Genomic DNA, 17318 nt, shown 5'->3' on the forward strand with positions numbered 1-17318 from the left:
TTGTTTACTGTATTTCGTAACATAAAGACGTTTTGATCTACTTATATCGGTATAACCATAACATGGGTATTATTAGCAAATCATACAATCTTTTTATATGGAAGAAGAAATACGACAAAGTTGGTGGAAGCGGAATTGGAAATGGGCATTACCTTCTGGAGGTTGCCTTACAATTTTAATTGTAATTGCTATCTTTATTGGCGTTGCTTTTAATAAGGTATCTAAAAGAACCTCTATCGTTGCATATATAAATATAGTAACAAAACTTCAGACGAATAAAGAAGTAGCTCAAGCACTTGGGAAACCAATAGAGATACTAGAAGAAGGGTATGACCCAGAATCATCTAAAGATCATTTAGATATACAAATGCAACTTGATGGGCAAAAAGCAGATGGAACATTAATTGCAAAGGCTGAAAAAATAGATGGAGAATGGGTATATTCCATGTGTATCATTACAATAGAAGGCACAAATCAAGTAATAGATATTAAAGATTCTTTAAACGACTAAAACTATACTATAAAATGACCGATCAAAACGAACTTATCCAAGAAAAATCATGGTGGAAACGTAATTGGAAATGGGTAGTCCCTGTTGGTGGATGCGGTGGATGTCTAATTCTTGTTATTTTATTTATTGGAGGGCTTTTTGCTGGAATAACAAGTGCATTTACAAATTCGACTCCATATCAAGAGGCTTTAGAAAGAGTAAATAGTAATGAACAAATCGTAGAACTTTTAGGAACACCTATTGAAAAAAGTGGTATCATGCAGGGGAATCTTAATTTTTCTAATGGTGATGGAGAGGCGGATTTTAATATTCCCATAGAAGGTCCTAAAGGAGAAGGGAGATTATATATTGTAGGTGAAAAACGAAATGATGAATGGACCTATAGTGAGATGGAAGTACGAATTGATCAAAATAACGAGGTCATTAACTTGCTTAATGAAGGACTTGACAAACCTGAGGAAGAAGAGGATTTTTAAATCACTCTTGATATAACCATTTCTTTACTTCTGAATTTGCAACTTTTGTGAATTCCACCTGTACATTTATATCGTTATTAAGTTCCATTGTATGTTTATACCCCATTGCGTCTCCATTTTCTAGCACATTAAAAGCTATAAGTGTAAATGGCTCATTGACGGGGATATCTATTGTTTTTTTGAAAGGAACAAGTAGCCTTACGATTGTTTTAGTACGATCAAAAACAATATATACGTATTGTATATAATCATTTGTAATCGTAAGCGTTGCTTCTTCATTAAATTGAAATTCATTAAAACGATCTACATTTATCCAACCTTGGGTGGCTAATTCAATTTCTTTATAAAGGAGCAATTGTTGTTTTTGATTAGCCAATCTTATCTTTTCATTAAGTGATTTCTCTTTTGCTCTTAATGTATCCAACCGTTGAGATTCTATTTTCCAAGTAATCTTTAAGCTATCTAATTTATTAGATATACTATTTTGATTTTTAAGTAATTTTCTTATTTCTTCAATAGAAGCATCTCTAAGGTTTAAAACAGAGTCTGCCATTTTACTTGTATTTCCTATTTCTGAGTGCACATATTTTGCTTCAGAATCTATTCCTATTATTGTGTCATTCACAATCAGAAAAGTATCTACTTTAATACTCTTAAACAGTATATCAGATGTTTTTCGACTCATCAATCCTTTATTCTCTACTATAGGCAAATTCATATAGGTATCTACCCCATATTTATAGGTGTGAAATTCATCAAAAACAACAGTATCTCTAATTAAGAATGTTTTATATTTCTTATAGTCTAGCGACATCTCTAGTTTCCTCCAATTCATATCCCCATTTTCTGAACGCTTACCTTTAAAAAGATCCATGGATTGATCGGTTATTTTAGGAAACTTAACTTTTAGTGTATGTTCTTTTTTTAAAGGAACTGCTATTCCATTTTGTGTGACTTCAATATAATAGGAACCACCAGAATTCAACCATTTATCATCAGATACTGTTTGTACATTATGCATTACAAAATCCATTGGATCTTGCAATTCTATAAGTAAAAGTTGTAAATCATCATCGCCATTCAATTCAAAATCCTGACTATGAAGTGTAAGCTCAGTTCCCTTTTTTCCTTTAATAGTAACTACACTATCTAATGGGATTGAAAAATACTGTTCATCTTCTTTTATATCTAATAAAGAATAAAGATTTTCCTGTACTTCTATATCTTTTTGACAAGAAATGATGGAACCAATGCAAAGTAAGAGAAGTAGATATTTATACATATAAAAAAGATTTTCTACACTCTCTCAAATAAAATGCCACGTTTTTAAAATAGATCTAATGCTTCTTCAATCGCTTTATAAATTTGATCTAATTGCCCATCGGTAATTACAAATGGCGGTAATATATAAATCGTATTCCCTAGGGGTCTTAGGCATACGCCACGATCCATAAAATGTTTAAAAAGTTGATTCCGAAGGCTTCCATAACGTTCCATTTCGGTATGGAGTTCTAGGGCAAAGATCACACCTTTTACACGTATATTGATGGCTTTAGGGTTGGTTTTAATTGCTTTCGCGAAAGCGGTATGACGTTTATGAATATGTTGTATTTGATGTTGAATAGTATCGCTCACCAACAAATCAATTCCTGCAATGGCTGCTGCACAAGCCATCGGATTTGCGCTATACGTATGGGCATGAAAAAAACCTTTAGCGACTGTATCATCTAGAAAAGCATCATAAACAGCTTGTGTACACGTGGTCAAACTCATAGGAACTAAGCCTGCTGTAAGTGCCTTACTTAAACAAATAATATCTGGGTAGGTTTCTAAATACAGGGATGCAAAATGTTTTCCTGTTTTTCCAAAACCTGTCATCACCTCATCGGCAATAGTAACAATATCATTTGCTTTACACTTCTTAAGAATAGCTTCAAGTCCAGTCGCTTCATACATTTGCATTCCAGCAGCACCTTGTACTAAGGGTTCATAGACAAAACCCGCACATGGGTGCTCATCTATAGTTGTCTGCAACAATTGTAATACTTCTGGAAGGTTCTCTTCTGTTGGTGTTGGAATACGTTCTACGTGTAAAAAATAATCTTCAAAAGGGCCATTATATACGGAGAGTCCGCTTACAGACATGGCACCAAATGTATCTCCATGAAATCCATTTTCAAAAGCAATAAGCACATTGCGTTTATTTCCTTTATTATGATGGTATTGTAATGCCATTTTGATACCTGCTTCTACTGCTGTAGAACCATTATCATTAAAGAATATTTTCTGTTGGTTATCAGGAAGAATAGCTAATACTTTCTGGGCGAGTGTTGTTGCTGGAGCATGTGTAAATCCTGTAAATACAATTTGATCCAACGTTTTCATTTGAGCCGTTACTTGCTCAATAATATATGGGTTACAATGCCCATACATGGCAGTGTACCAAGAGGCAATTCCGTCTATATACTCGGTGCCATCTTCAGCATAAAGCATAGCGCCTTCTGCTCTCTCAATAGGCATAGGAGTACTACTGGTTTTGTGTTGTGTTAAGGGATGCCAAATATGTGCTTGATCTATTGATGAAATACTCATACTATTACACTAAATTAATTGCATTACAAATGTAACGAATCGCTCTATATACAGAGCTTTTCTAAAGATTTATAATGCGCTTAAATTTTCTTTAAATAAAGCAGCATATTCACTTATTACGCGTTCATCAAAATATGGTTCTTCATTGATACGACCTATGATAGGGACATTTGCCATTTTAGTAATAATTGCTTCGGTGGTAGGGTGTTCTTCTCCAGAAAAAATAATGCCTGCTATCGTAAGATTTCTATTCTTTAAAGCCTCGACGGTCAATAACGTATGATTGATACTTCCAAGATAATGTCTAGAAACAATAATCACTTTGTCTTTAGGCTGAATTAAATCAATGATGGTTTCTGTATCATTTAGAGGAACTAACAATCCACCGGCTCCTTCTACAACAAGATTATTTGATGTTTTAGGGCGGTTTATCTTGGCCACTGTGATTTTTACACCATCTATCTCAGCAGCGGCATGAGGGCTCATTGGAGTTTCTAAAGCAAATGAATTATCGTAATATTGCGATATACCATTAGACACTAAATATTTTACCTTATGAGTATCACTATGATCAAGTTCTCCTGCTTGAACAGGCTTCCAGTAATCGGCTTCAAATGCTTCTGTAACAATAGCTGATGCAATTGTTTTTCCTACCTCGGTGGAGATTCCTGTAATAAAATAGGTATTCATATCACTTAATAAGGTGTATTTATAATCTTAACCTTCTTACAAAAATACCAAATGCCCCTATCTTACAGAGGCATTTGGCATTAAAATATATCTTAAAATTAAAGAAGTTCTAAAACTGTGTTTAGCGCATCTTCTGGAGCTGTTTTAATGGTTGGTGCGACTCCTACTTTATCTAATCTACTTCCATCTGCAGTGATATAATCTTGTACTGGCATAAAAAGATGTAAATTTTTGGTAAGTTTAAAATTCATCCCACTTAACATGGCTCCTGCAGTATGTTCTCCTACTATTTCTGCGACACCTTGTTCTTTTATAAGGTATACAAAAGGCTCACAAGTACTGGCGGTATACTTATCTGTAAGCACATACACTTTTCCTTTAAATGTAGGATTATTATGCGGAGGCACTACCATTCTAAAAGCTGGTTTTTTAGCTGCTTCTCTGAATCCAGCATAGGTCATATCTTGAAGAAATGGAAAGCTAGTAATTTCCTCTGATGTAGGATAATGATCATTTTGCTCAAACCAAGATCGGCTCAAGTAAGATCCAGCATCTATCATCTTAGGAGTTATAAACTGTCCTAACACAACTGCTGCGTCTAATGTTCCTCCTCTATTCCCTCGTACATCTATTATGAGGTTTTTATAGTCTTTTTCTAATATTTCAGTTACTAGTGATTTCATAAGAGGTACATTGGATATAAATTCCCGTATCGTAAGCACCACCGTTTCTGAGTCTATTTCTGATAATTCAAATGCTTTTTTCGTCACTGTTGTCTTCTTTCTTTTTTTAGCTTGACGACGTTTTTCTTTAGTAGAATACGTCAAGTAAAAATGAGAGAATGTTAATTTTTGAGTAGCCCTATTAAATGCATTTTTAAATTCAGTTTCTTCTAGAGAAAGTACCTCTTCGCTTTGAATATACTTTACAAATATATCCCATTCTTCGGTTTCTAAAAAAGTAGGATTACACATATGCGTATCTGCAAGATCTATAATGGTATTGACCATTTCTCTTCGTTCTTGTAATGGATCAAATTGCGCATACGATTGTATAGATACGCATAATAAACTAATGGTTATAAGTATTGTTTTCATGTCTTGTGTGTTTTAAATTCTATACAAATAGAAGCGTTTAAAACACCTTAAAAAAACGATAGTGACGAGTATGACTTTTTTGTGCCGAGTTTGCTATTTCAGGGCTCTAATTGCTATTTCTGGGATGAATTTGAAGCTCTTTTTTGTAGCGCTTCGTAGTATTTTTGAGATACTGGAATTGCTTCTGAAGAAATGGTCAAAAATAATTCTCGTTTTCGACTATTTCCAGAAATCGTTTTTAGATATGCAAGATTTACTAAATAAGAGCGATGTACTTGCCAAGCGTCGGGTACTTGTTTTTGAATGTTAGAAAGTGTACTTCGCATCATCTCTTTTTGCAAGTTTCCGTCTATCAAATAATGGATTGCTACATAGTTTTGTTGTGCTTGCGCATACACAAAATCTGAAACGGCAATCGTTAGGGTTTCTTTTTTATTTTCACCAGTAATAGTAGTCAGTATATTTTTTTGCGTTGAAGATTCTGGCAATGTAATCTTCCCAAACCTATTTCTAAAATATAACCAAAGCGGTCCTAAAAAAGGCATAAAAGGAAGTCCGTAATAAATCATAAAATAACGCCATCCATCTAGAGATGCACTCCCTCCGTTATTTACAATGTATGTATTATAAAAATAGCAAGCTGTGTATACGAGTAACAAACACGCAATGATATATCCTAATTCGTTTAAAATATACCAGCGATACTGTTGTTTTTTAAAAAGAGCATTCTCAATAGGATGCATTACTAGAATCGGAATCAAAAAACACAAACCATACCCAGCAAGTTTTAAGACTTTATAATTAAACTGTACTTGATCGGTATCAAAAGGTTGTAAAAAGATTAAAAGCATGCTTAATCCTCCTCCAACAATACTACCAATTATTACTGTTTGCTTCCAACCTTGCGTGTATGGAATAGGACGATTAAGTGATAGACTCATATATAAAACTTTCTAGTAAAGATAATACGCTTTTTATTTTTTCTTCCGTCATTTCACTATGCAAACAAAAGCGCAAGCGTTCTTGTCCTTCTGGTACCGTAGGAGAAAGTATTGGTTTTACGTTGTAACCATGCTGTTTTAGCTTTCGCGAAAGCGTAATTACCCTACTATTCCCTGGAATAATGATACAATGTATTGCAGAAGAACTTGATATAAAATGATCCTTTATCTTTAGTGAAGCTAAAGATTTTATAAATATTTTTATGGTGTCTTGTAATTGAACTACAGCTGGATGTGATACATCTTTTGTATCAAGATTAAGATATGCTGCTAAAATGGTAGCCAATGTATGAGGAGGCAATGCAGTTGTATAAATAAAGGAACGTGCAAAATTAATGAGATATTCGCGTAGTTTTTCATTACATAATATAGCAGCTCCATGTGTTCCCATGGCTTTACCAAAGGTAACGATACGAGCAAATACACTGTTTTCTAATCCTAACTGCTGTACGAGTCCTTGTCCATAATCACCTATGACTCCTGTGGCATGCGCTTCATCTACGACAAGGTGTGCGCTATAGGTGTCGCATAGCCTTTGTATTGCTAAAAGATCGGGCGTATCTCCATCCATCGAAAATACAGATTCAGTTACTACGTAAATTTCTTGTTCACTCTGATCTTGAGGTCTTTCTTCATTTGCGTATTTAATCAGTAATTTTTCTAAGTGACCTAGATTATTATGTATAAACTTATAAGATTTTGCATGACTCATGGTAAGGCCATCTCGAATACTCGCATGAATATATTCATCATATAGAATGACATCGCCTCGTTGCGGAACACTCTGAAAAAAGCCTATGTTAGCATCATAACCTGAATTAAAAATCAATGCTGTTTCACTTTCGTGAAAACCTGCGATGGTGGTCTCTACTATAGGATATAGCTTATGATTACCCGACAGCAATCTGCTTCCTGTTGCTCCTTGTTGTTGTATATTATTTTTTTTAAGAATCTCAGATGCCTTATCTAAAAGAGAGGTGTTTTTAGAAAACCCTAAATAATCGTTTGACGAAAAGTCAACGAGATCATCTGTTTCTTTTAATACTCGTAAAGTTCCAGTAACCATTCGAGCATCTATTTTTTTTTGAAGTTTTTTAGGAAGTTTCATTCAATTTTTCTCGCCATTCATCTTTATCTACCCACTTGTAATCATTAGGTGTTGTTGCGTCTAGTAAATCTATATCCAACTCTTCTGAAAGGTCAAAACCTATCAAAAAAGCATCTCTATAATCTTCATTTGTATATAACTGCCAGTGTTTGTTAGTATCATACCAAAGATTTACCTCAAAGATATATTGTCCGTTTTTTAAAAGCTGTTGGAAAACAGACACATATTCTGGATTGGGTATTTTTTTCCATTGTCCTAAAACCAGCGGACCTATTTCAAAGGTAGCTTTAAACTCCTTTGATACAGGACGTATCTGTATACCTTTTTTGTAGCACAATCCTATTCCGCCTACAAGCAAGACAAGCCATCTTTCTGAAACCGCTTCATGTATTCTAAAAATAGTTTCGTTTTCTGGAGGATAAAAAATCCCTAAAAAGGCATATGCGCATCCAGTAAAACATAAGGCTGCTGCTATAATCTGCCAAAGAGGTCTCCTTATTTCTGGAATAATTACTTTTTCTTCTCCCATCATTCAAATATAAGTTGAAAATTTCTACAAAAGAAACATCTCAAATTATCAAAAAAGAACAATTTATTATTGTTTATCAATAATTTTTATATATTTGTTATCGTAAAACGATAATATTTGAAGTATGAATCTATCAAAAACTATATATTTATTAAGTCGTGCATTGTTTTATATATGCATTGTTTTTACAGTTTTTATACTTCTATTTAGTGTATTATCATTTTTTGAAAGTTATTTTGATATTGATATACCTTTAATAACAATTTCAGGAAATCAAACATCTATTAGTATTCCACTTTTAAAATCACATATAGAATTTTTTAATTCTCTTGGAGTTGTGGCTTTATGGTTAAGTTTTGGATTTTATGCATTGTATTTTCATGCGCTTTCAGAATTTTTCAAAGTATTTACAAAAGATCAAGTATTTACAAATTATTCTGTAAAGAAATTAAGCCTTTTTGGATATTTAAACCTTATTCCTCCTGTATTCATTCTCTTATATTTTATTATTGAGCTGATTCAAAATATGTCTTTACATATGGATTCAACATATATTTTACCTATACCTCATTTATGTATTGCATTGTTTGTATATCTCTATATAGACTTAATCAAGAAAGGGAAGCTTGTACAGGATGAAAACGATTTAACTATTTAGATTATGGCAATCATCATCAACTTAGATATTATGCTTGCTAAACGCAAGATGAAAAGCAAAGAACTTGCAGAGATTGTTGGTATAACCACAGCAAACCTCTCCATACTAAAGTCTGGAAAAGCAAAAGCTGTACGTTTTACCACATTAGAAGCTATTTGCAAGGCATTAGATTGCCAGCCAGGAGATCTTTTAGAATACACAAAAGACTAATTATTCATCAATCTTAAATCAAACAATTATGAACAAATTTTTATCCATTTTCCTATTCTTAAGTATTGTTACAATAACACGTGCACAAGAATTTAACAAAGACATGTACTTAGCATTTAAAAATGACAATGTATCGGCATTGAAAAGTCATGTAGACACAAGTCAAATGAATGAATGCTTTGATATAAAAGGAAATCCATACACCTTATTGGCAGTTAGTATCAAGTTTAAAAGTGCTGCTATTTTCAAGTATTTACTTTCTCAAGAGAAGGTTGATTTAGAACAAACCTGTGGAGGTAAATCTGCAATACAATATGCTGCAAAATATGGTCATTTAGAGATGCTAAAAACACTTATAGAAAAAGGAGCTATATCAAAAAAAGCAGCGCCTAATGGACGTACAGCTTTAGATTACGCAAAGAAATACAAACAACAAGAGATCATAGATTATTTATCATCTATTGAATAAATGATTCTTAAGGTGATTCAGTAGAACGATTATTTACTACTGGATCACTCTAACACTATAACATATGAAAACACATCAACTTATCAATATCTTGAAATTTATATTTTGGATCGTCTTTATTACTCTTTTAATTACAATAGGGGTATTAGTATTCAATTTTGGATTGGGTTCTATACATCCTGAAAATGCTAGAATTATATACCTAGATCTTGATCTTTTTAAACTTCGTACAACAGACATAAGAGCATTTTGGGCGGTAGGTTCTCTCTCAATCACTGTATTGAGCTTACATGCCTACATCGCATACCTTACTATAAAAATAGCAACTACAGGAAATCTAAGACATCCTTTCACAGAAGCTACAGCGGTTCTTATCTCAAAGATTAGTCAATTAGCATTAGGCTGTGGAGTCATTTCAATTATTGCAGACCGATACTGCAAACGTTTGATAAAAAAAGGATTTGAGGCCGATTTAACTTTGGGCGGTCAACGTATCATAGAAGGGAGAATTGATATTGATTTTACTTTGAGTGGTAAAGAATTTTTATTTCTTGCGGCTATTCTTTTTATTATTGCAAAAGTATTCCAAAGAGGCATCGAATTACAGACAGAAAATGATTTAACGGTATAAAAAACACCATGATTACGTACAAAAGAGCGACATCAGATCAAGAGTTACAAGAAATATTAGCGATTCAAAAACGCAATTTAAAAGCAGTAATTTCTCTTCAAGAGCGAAAAGAGCAAGGCTATATTACGGTCCCTCATACCTTTGAGATTTTAAAGAAAATGAACGATGCCTGCCCTCATATACTTGCTATGGATGGTGATCGTGTCGCTGGATATGCCCTTGTTATGTTGCGAAGTTTTAAATATGAAATGCCTATCCTTATACCTATGTTTGAGACGGCAGACAGATTGCTTAAAGAAAAAAACTATGTAGCGATGGGCCAAGTATGTATTGACAAGCCATATCGTGGTCAAGGTGTATTTAAAGGTCTTTATACATTTTACAAAACACAATTAAGCGCCACATATGATTGCTTATTTACAGAAGTTGCGACTTCAAACACACGCTCTATTGAGGCTCACAAAAGTGTTGGTTTTAAAATTCTAGAAACTCAAATTACCGATGGCACCTCTTGGGCAATTGTTAATTGGGATTGGAATGAATAATTTTTAGTTTTTTTATTCTTTACACGCTTTCGCGAAATTGAGTTTATGAGACCTGTAGGCAGGCAGGTTCATGACCAAAAGGAAAGTAAAACGTTAAAGCATGCCTGCGAGATTCATGACTAAAGGGAGAGTAAAGCACTAAAGCATTTATAACCACATTTCAACATACAACTAATACATCCTGAAAGATTTCCAGTTGTTATAGATTCCTTTATATTTGGAATATGAATAAAACACACCTCGGATATCAGAAGACTATTGATTTTTATGGTTGTGATCCTGAAAAAATAAATACTAGAGATTTTATTGAGCACACCCTACTTAAAGCCGCATCAATGATGGAGCTCACGGTTATTAATACAACTATTCATGAGTTTTCTCCTATTGGAATAAGCGGTGTCATTGTGATACAAGAAAGTCATATCGCGATTCATACCTGGCCAGAACATAAATATGTGGCTTTAGATATTTTTACGTGTAGCCCTTCATACTCACTAGCGTCTGGTATTTTATGGCTAAAAGAAGCTTTTGGAGCCACACATTGCAAAGAAGAAGATAGTAAAAGAGGCGGATTGAAAAGAATAGAGGCGTTAAATGCTATGAAAAATGAAAATTAGACAGCAGATATTTAACTTAATAGATGAAGATAAAAAGAATAGCAAAGGCGATTTCTTTGTACACTATTTTATCTCCATTCTTATTATTATAAATGTTATTGCGCTTTTTTTAGAATCCTATGAGCATATAAATAAAGAATACAGTACCCTATTCTGGCTTATAGAGATATTTTCTATCATCATCTTTTCCATTGAATATATAATCCGAATTTGGACTGCAGATCTAGCATATACAGACATAAAACCCTATAAAGCACGGTTAAAATATATATGCTCTTTTATGGGGATCATTGATCTATTATCAATTATTCCATTTTATCTCCCATATCTCATAAAGATAGATTTACGCGTAGTACGAGTGCTTAGGTTATTCCGTCTTTTGCGACTCCTAAAATTAAACAGACATTCGAACTCTCTTAAGCTTATTATAAATGTATTTAAACGAACAAAAAGTGATATTCTAATTACTGTTTTTATTGTTTCTTTATTACTTATTCTATCTGCTACATTAATGTATAATATAGAAAATGCAGCACAGCCAAAAGCATTTGCTAATATTGGAGAAGCACTTTGGTGGGCTGTTGCTACGTTAACCACGGTAGGATATGGTGATATATATCCTGTTACAGGAATAGGAAAGATTTTAAGTGGTGTTATTGCATTATTAGGTATTGGTATTGTAGCATTACCTACAGGAATTATAAGCTCTGCATATATTGAAGAAATACAATATAATAGAGAAAAAAGTAAAAACAATTCAATAGAACAATGCCCGCATTGTGGGAAGGAAATAAAAAAATAACATATGTTTGGTAACAATAATGATGTACAACTTACTAACCTTAGAGTAGGTACTACATTTAAATACAAAAGCAATGCTTGGGAAATTATAGAAGTATCTGATTATGATTGGGGAGTAGACGGAAAAAGCACAGAATATAAAATACGTTCAAAAAATAACAGTGAAGCCTTCTTAGAAGTAGAACGTCATCAAGGGGATTATGAGATCTACTTTAGTGAGCAAATCACACTTCCAGAAGAAACACTTAAAGATAGTATTGCAACTAAATTTATTATCTATGATGGTCAAGAGTATGAGCAAGAAGAACATTATAGAGGAAGTTTTAAAAATCAAACCTTAGGAGGTAGCTGGGAAAGAATAGAAGTCTTTATGTTTTATGCTAGTGATGATAGTATTATCACTATAGAAAAATCACAAGATGAAACACTCACTGTTTATGCCGGTGTCGAGATAAAGGAAAAGGCATTAAAAAGCATAAAATCAAATTAAGGCTTTATTACACTTTTGAGAACGTGTTTAAAACTCAAAATATGAGTTTAAAAAGAGTTAACAATATTGAAAAGTTATTTAGAGAATTCAAAAGTATATACTGCTTTACATTCTATAAATACTATTACTATGACAATCAAACGAATAGTAAAATAATCAAATTTAAAAGTGCTTTTGGAAATTTAGGGTACCTTTTTAAGTAAAATATTTTAAAATCTAATGTAATTATTAATGAAGAGTATGTTTACATAGATCGATTAAAAGTTGATAGTCCTTCACTTTTTTTGAAATTATATTACGATTATGGAAGGCATCCATATTTCTTTTTTGTTGGCTCAAAATCTTCTAAGAACCACGAACCTGAAATAGGAAATTTTCAAAACATTGTTAAAACATATTTTAGCGATGATTTTAATATAGAAAAACGAAAAATATTTATTAAACAGTACATAAAACATTACTTAGATGCTAATTTCTATCCTATCGTTAAATTTACATCCGTGATAGAAGAGCATTTTAGAATTGTAAATGATGTTTTTATAATAACCAATGAATCTGCTGTTGAAGAATCTGTAGAAATTCTAAATGAAGGAGATGCTATTCATTTCGGATTTAGGAAACCTTATATAAACGTTTTAGCCCGATAAATTATTAACACACCTTAGTAATTTAAAAATAGTACATTAGCAATTCATATAATCTAATACCTGTATACACTATGAAGTCTACATTTTACTACGCTCTTATACTGTTATTCTCCACGTTGATTATTTCCTGTGGACAAGTAGATACTTTAGAGAGCATCAAAGTCCCTATTGAACCTTCTGAAGAAATTATACAGCAATTAAAAGGACAGGACTTCTCTGTCGTATTAAATGACATGAATATTTCAGAAAAAGACAATAAGCGTCTTTTTGAACACAAATACCATATTCTTAAAGTAGTTAAAGACTCTCTAGTTGTAGATTCTTTATCCTGGAAACCAGTGAATCAGGCTTTCTTTGAAAAGCACCAAGGAGATTTAGGGATGGAAATTGTTTCAAATCATAATGGAAAACTATCTAAAGTAGCACGACCTATAGGTTTTGAGTGGGCGATTGGAAATCCAAAATATGGTGAATGGGAAGAGGTATCAAAAACACAGGATAGTACCAGTACTGCAAGCACAACAACAAATACAAATAATAGATCTGAAAGAAGATGGCGTTCTCATACTCCTAGTTTCATTTTCTGGTACTGGATGATGAGAAGACCTACCTATCAAAGAGACTATGCTGGATATAGAACAGCTAGTGCTGCCGGCAGATCCTATTATGGTTCACAAACCAATGGAACTTCTAAGTACGGTACCAATAGCACATATCAAAAAGCAAAACGTCCTTCCTTTTTTAATAGAAGAAGGTCTAGTAATTCTTGGAAATCATACACGACTTCTTCAAAGAAAACAAGTCGTAGTAGTTCTCGCTATAAAAGCTCTTCTTCTACACGTTCTCGTTCAGGAGGGTCTGGAAAATAAAGGTTGTATTGAGTATATCTAATAAAAAGAAATCTCTCGTATTAAAAATAGCATTATTTGCAACAGGCTTTAGTGGCATTGTTGCAGAGTATGTGTTATCTACACTTGCAAGTTATTTTATAGGAAATGCAATTCTGCAATTTACCCTTATAGTATCTATTATGCTATTTTCAATGGGTTTAGGAAGTAGAATAAGCAAAACCTTTAATGCAAATATTGTATTCTATTTTGTTATTGCAGAACTACTCTTATCATTACTCGTTTCATTTTCTGCTATAGCGTCTTATATCGTATATGGCTATTCTAATAACTCATGGATTATTATCTATGTACTATCCATAGCTATAGGCTTGCTCATAGGATTAGAAATTCCTTTTGCTACGCGTATTAATGACTCCTATGAAGAGTTGCGTCTTAATATTTCTAATATTCTAGAAAAAGATTATTATGGAAGTCTTTTAGGTGGGTTATTTTTTGCCTTTATAGGTCTTCCTTATCTTGGATTAACCTACACTCCTTTTGTCTTGGGATTGGTAAACCTCATAGTTTCTTTCTGGCTGTTTTACACTCTTAAAGAACATATCTCAAAAAAGCTACAGCGCATTTTATGGATTTCTTACATAGGTGTTTTTAGCATTGTTTTATTAGGATTATGCTATGCAAAACCATTGGTTTTATTTGGAGAACAAGCAAAGTATAAAGATAAAATTGTTTTTAGTGAGCAAACTAAATATCAGAAAATAGTAATTACCAAATGGAGTGATTGGCATTCTTTATATATTAATGGCAATCAGCAATTATCTACTTTTGATGAATATTTGTATCACGAACCTATGGTGCATACAGCACTTGGAATCACCGATTCTAAAAAAGACATTCTTGTATTAGGAGGAGGAGACGGCTGTATTGCAAGAGAATTATTGCAATATGAAACCATCAACACTATTACACTTGTAGATTTAGATAGCAGGATGATTGATATTGGGAAATCGCATCCCATTTTTGCCTCTATAAATAAAAATTCTCTTAACAATACGAAGGTCACTACGATCAATGCAGATGCATTTACCTTTCTAGAAAAATCTACTAAAACCTATGATGTCATTCTTGTAGATTTACCCGATCCAAACAATGTAGATCTCAATAAATTATATACGAAAGAATTTTATACTATTTGTTATAATCATCTTTCAGATGAAGGTACGTTTATCACACAATCTGGCAGTCCTTATTATGCTACGAAAGCATTTTATTGTATAGACAAAACACTTAAGAAATCTGGTTTCCACACATTACCTATTCATAATCAAATACTTACATTAGGAGAATGGGGATGGATTCTTGCAAAGAAAACACCTATACATAAAGAAGATTTACAAGCTATTAATTTAGAAAACCTTCAACTTAAATGGCTTAACAAAGAGGTACTCCCTGGAATTACCTCTTTTGGAAAACCACTTATAGATACAACGGGTATTAAAATCAATACTATTTTTGAGCCTACGTTGTATATATATTATAAACAAGGCAATTGGGATTTATATTAAATACGCTTTCGCGAAAGCGTATAAAAACACCATAAAACATATACTATGAAATACCTTTTCGTACTTCTCACTACTTTTTCATCATTGATTTCATATGCTCAAAAAGATAATGTTGCTACTTCATATACCATTTCATTTGAAAACGCAGTTCATCACGAAGCACAGGTAGCAGTAGTGTTTTCTAATGTAAAAAATAACGAAGTGACTTTCAGAATGAGTAGAGCTTCTCCTGGCAGGTATGCCATACATGAGTTTGCAAAAAATGTATATAATGTGGCTGTAACTGATGGAAAAGGAAATACACTCAACACGACACGACCAGACCCTTATTCATGGAAAGTAACAGGTCATGACGGCACGATTCAGGTATCCTACACCTTATTTGCAAATCGCGGAGGTGGAACGTATACACAAATAGACGAAACACATGCGCATCTTAATATGCCTGCTACATTTATGTATATGCCTACTCTCGCAGGTAAAGGAATGCAAGTTATTTTCAACACTAGAAAAGACCTCAATTGGAAAGTGGCTACCCAACTTAAACCCTTAGGAAATAATACTTATTACGCAAAAGACTTACAGTATTTTATGGACAGTCCTACTGAGATTAGCAGTCATAGTATACGCTCTTTTACTGTAGATAAACAGACGATTAATTTTGTATTACATCACAATGGTACCGAAGCTGAACTAGACACCTATTTTGAAGATGTAAAAAAGGTCGTACTACAACAAAAAAAGGTCTTCGGCAAACTACCAAACTACGATTATGACAATTACTATTTTCTAGCATGTTATATCCCTAATGCATCTGGCGATGGTATGGAACATAGAAATTCTACGATTCTTACCAGTACACGAAGCCTAGCCGACGGAGGTTTAAAAAGAAATATGGGAACAGTCTCTCATGAGTTTTTTCATGGCTGGAATGTAGAACGCATTAGACCTCAAAGCTTAGAGCCTTTTGATTTTGAAGCTGCTAATATGAGTGGAGAACTATGGTTTGCCGAAGGATTTACGAGTTATTATACAAGCTTAATGATGTGTAGAGCTGGATTATTAACTAAAGAAGAATATGTACAAGGGCTCACAAGAACATTTAATTATGTCTGGAACTCTCCAGCACGCGCATTTTTTAATCCGATAGAGATGAGCTACCAAGCACCTTTTGTAGATGCCGCTACTGCCGTAGACCCAGTAAACAGGAATAATACATTTATATCCTATTACTCATACGGAAGCGCATTAGGTCTTGCCTTAGATTTATCGCTTAGAGAGAAAGGACTCAACCTTGATGATTATATGAAATTGGTCTGGCAGAAACACGGTAAAAAAGAAAAACCATATACCGTAGAAGATTTACATAACTTATTAAAGAAATATGCTGGAGATACCTTTGGAGATTTCTTTTTTCAGAATTATATCTACAAAAGTAATATGCCAGATATGCATCGTCTTTTTGAAAGTATGGGTATTTCTTTAACGCAAGATGAAAGCAAAGCTTCATTTGGTGTTCCTATTGTAAATGGCACCATTAATCGAAATACAACTATAGGTACTGCGGCATATGAAGCAGGACTAGAGAAAGGAGATAAAATCATTAAAGTAAATAATAAGCCTATAACAAACGATTATCCTTTTAAAGATATCATAACATCATTATCCCCTAATGATATCTTAAACATCACCTACGAACGTTATGGAGTTATAAAAGAAGCAACAGCAACACTTCAAAAAGATCCTTCTTATACTATTAAGTTAAACGATGCTACTTCTAATAAAGCAATAGTAAAGCGTCGTAATTTGTGGTTAGATGCTAAGTAATAT

At 33.1% G+C, this 17318-nt stretch carries 21 protein-coding genes; 14 read left to right on the forward strand and 7 right to left on the reverse strand.

Annotated features, from left to right (window positions below; all coding sequences use genetic code 11):
- Positions 1–97 precede the first annotated feature (97 nt).
- Positions 98–511 carry a cytochrome c oxidase assembly factor Coa1 family protein gene (locus Q1A01_RS00765; protein WP_299674463.1) on the forward strand — a complete coding sequence of 138 codons (414 nt, stop codon included), beginning with the start codon at positions 98–100 and terminating at the stop codon, positions 509–511.
- 14 nt (positions 512–525) lie between these two features.
- Positions 526–987: a cytochrome c oxidase assembly factor Coa1 family protein gene (locus Q1A01_RS00770; protein WP_299674466.1), complete on the forward strand. Its 462-nt coding sequence runs from the start codon at positions 526–528 to the stop codon at positions 985–987.
- 1 nt (position 988) lies between these two features.
- Here Q1A01_RS00770 and Q1A01_RS00775 read toward each other — a convergent pair whose 3' ends face one another.
- The 7 genes from Q1A01_RS00775 to Q1A01_RS00805 form a co-directional block, all read right to left on the reverse strand.
- Complete coding sequence (locus Q1A01_RS00775) at positions 989–2269, reverse strand: hypothetical protein (RefSeq protein ID WP_299674469.1); 1281 nt, start codon at positions 2267–2269, stop codon at positions 989–991.
- A gap of 44 nt (positions 2270–2313) precedes the next feature.
- Positions 2314–3579, reverse strand: a complete 1266-nt coding sequence (bioA, locus tag Q1A01_RS00780) for an adenosylmethionine--8-amino-7-oxononanoate transaminase (RefSeq protein WP_299674471.1) — start codon at positions 3577–3579, stop codon at positions 2314–2316.
- Positions 3580–3648: 69 nt separating this feature from the next.
- Positions 3649–4269, reverse strand: coding sequence for a dethiobiotin synthase (bioD, locus tag Q1A01_RS00785; protein ID WP_299674474.1), 621 nt, complete (start codon positions 4267–4269; stop codon positions 3649–3651).
- Positions 4270–4367: 98 nt separating this feature from the next.
- Positions 4368–5366: a S41 family peptidase gene (locus Q1A01_RS00790; RefSeq protein ID WP_299674478.1), complete on the reverse strand. Its 999-nt coding sequence runs from the start codon at positions 5364–5366 to the stop codon at positions 4368–4370.
- Between the two features lie 113 nt (positions 5367–5479).
- On the reverse strand, positions 5480–6307 hold the full coding sequence (locus tag Q1A01_RS00795; protein WP_299674481.1) for a LytTR family DNA-binding domain-containing protein: 828 nt from the start codon (positions 6305–6307) through the stop codon (positions 5480–5482).
- Positions 6291–7475, reverse strand: coding sequence for an aminotransferase class I/II-fold pyridoxal phosphate-dependent enzyme (locus tag Q1A01_RS00800; protein ID WP_299674484.1), 1185 nt, complete (start codon positions 7473–7475; stop codon positions 6291–6293). Before Q1A01_RS00800 ends, Q1A01_RS00795 begins: the two co-directional genes overlap by 17 nt.
- Positions 7462–8007: a hypothetical protein gene (locus tag Q1A01_RS00805; protein ID WP_299674487.1), complete on the reverse strand. Its 546-nt coding sequence runs from the start codon at positions 8005–8007 to the stop codon at positions 7462–7464. Before Q1A01_RS00805 ends, Q1A01_RS00800 begins: the two co-directional genes overlap by 14 nt.
- 121 nt (positions 8008–8128) lie before the next feature.
- Between Q1A01_RS00805 and Q1A01_RS00810 the strand changes: the two genes are divergently transcribed.
- From Q1A01_RS00810 to Q1A01_RS00865, 12 genes are all read left to right on the forward strand, one after another.
- Complete coding sequence (locus Q1A01_RS00810) at positions 8129–8662, forward strand: DUF2975 domain-containing protein (RefSeq protein ID WP_299674490.1); 534 nt, start codon at positions 8129–8131, stop codon at positions 8660–8662.
- A 3-nt stretch (positions 8663–8665) separates the two neighbouring features.
- The gene (locus tag Q1A01_RS00815; protein ID WP_299674493.1) at positions 8666–8872 is read left to right on the forward strand and encodes a helix-turn-helix transcriptional regulator; all 207 of its coding nucleotides are present in this window, start codon (positions 8666–8668) and stop codon (positions 8870–8872) included.
- Positions 8873–8900: 28 nt separating this feature from the next.
- Positions 8901–9341, forward strand: a complete 441-nt coding sequence (locus Q1A01_RS00820; protein ID WP_299674496.1) for an ankyrin repeat domain-containing protein — start codon at positions 8901–8903, stop codon at positions 9339–9341.
- A 64-nt stretch (positions 9342–9405) separates the two neighbouring features.
- Entirely contained in the window at positions 9406–9972 is a 567-nt protein-coding gene (locus Q1A01_RS00825) for a DUF2975 domain-containing protein (protein ID WP_299674499.1), read from the forward strand.
- Positions 9973–9980: 8 nt separating this feature from the next.
- Positions 9981–10517, forward strand: coding sequence for a GNAT family N-acetyltransferase (locus Q1A01_RS00830; protein ID WP_299674502.1), 537 nt, complete (start codon positions 9981–9983; stop codon positions 10515–10517).
- A 224-nt stretch (positions 10518–10741) separates the two neighbouring features.
- On the forward strand, positions 10742–11134 hold the full coding sequence (gene speD / locus Q1A01_RS00835; RefSeq protein WP_299674505.1) for an adenosylmethionine decarboxylase: 393 nt from the start codon (positions 10742–10744) through the stop codon (positions 11132–11134).
- Positions 11124–11936 carry a potassium channel family protein gene (locus tag Q1A01_RS00840; protein WP_299674508.1) on the forward strand — a complete coding sequence of 271 codons (813 nt, stop codon included), beginning with the start codon at positions 11124–11126 and terminating at the stop codon, positions 11934–11936. The genes speD and Q1A01_RS00840 overlap by 11 nt, the downstream gene beginning before the upstream one ends.
- Before the next feature lie 3 nt (positions 11937–11939).
- The gene (locus tag Q1A01_RS00845) at positions 11940–12425 is read left to right on the forward strand and encodes a DUF4178 domain-containing protein (protein ID WP_299674510.1); all 486 of its coding nucleotides are present in this window, start codon (positions 11940–11942) and stop codon (positions 12423–12425) included.
- 284 nt (positions 12426–12709) lie between these two features.
- Positions 12710–13072 carry a hypothetical protein gene (locus Q1A01_RS00850; RefSeq protein ID WP_299674513.1) on the forward strand — a complete coding sequence of 121 codons (363 nt, stop codon included), beginning with the start codon at positions 12710–12712 and terminating at the stop codon, positions 13070–13072.
- A 71-nt stretch (positions 13073–13143) separates the two neighbouring features.
- Positions 13144–13941 carry a hypothetical protein gene (locus Q1A01_RS00855; RefSeq protein WP_299674515.1) on the forward strand — a complete coding sequence of 266 codons (798 nt, stop codon included), beginning with the start codon at positions 13144–13146 and terminating at the stop codon, positions 13939–13941.
- 8 nt (positions 13942–13949) lie between these two features.
- Complete coding sequence (locus Q1A01_RS00860; RefSeq protein ID WP_299674518.1) at positions 13950–15488, forward strand: polyamine aminopropyltransferase; 1539 nt, start codon at positions 13950–13952, stop codon at positions 15486–15488.
- A gap of 45 nt (positions 15489–15533) precedes the next feature.
- Positions 15534–17315 carry a PDZ domain-containing protein gene (locus tag Q1A01_RS00865; RefSeq protein ID WP_299674521.1) on the forward strand — a complete coding sequence of 594 codons (1782 nt, stop codon included), beginning with the start codon at positions 15534–15536 and terminating at the stop codon, positions 17313–17315.
- Positions 17316–17318 lie beyond the last annotated feature (3 nt).

Source organism: uncultured Dokdonia sp. (genome assembly GCF_947492815.1).
Taxonomy (GTDB): domain Bacteria; phylum Bacteroidota; class Bacteroidia; order Flavobacteriales; family Flavobacteriaceae; genus Dokdonia.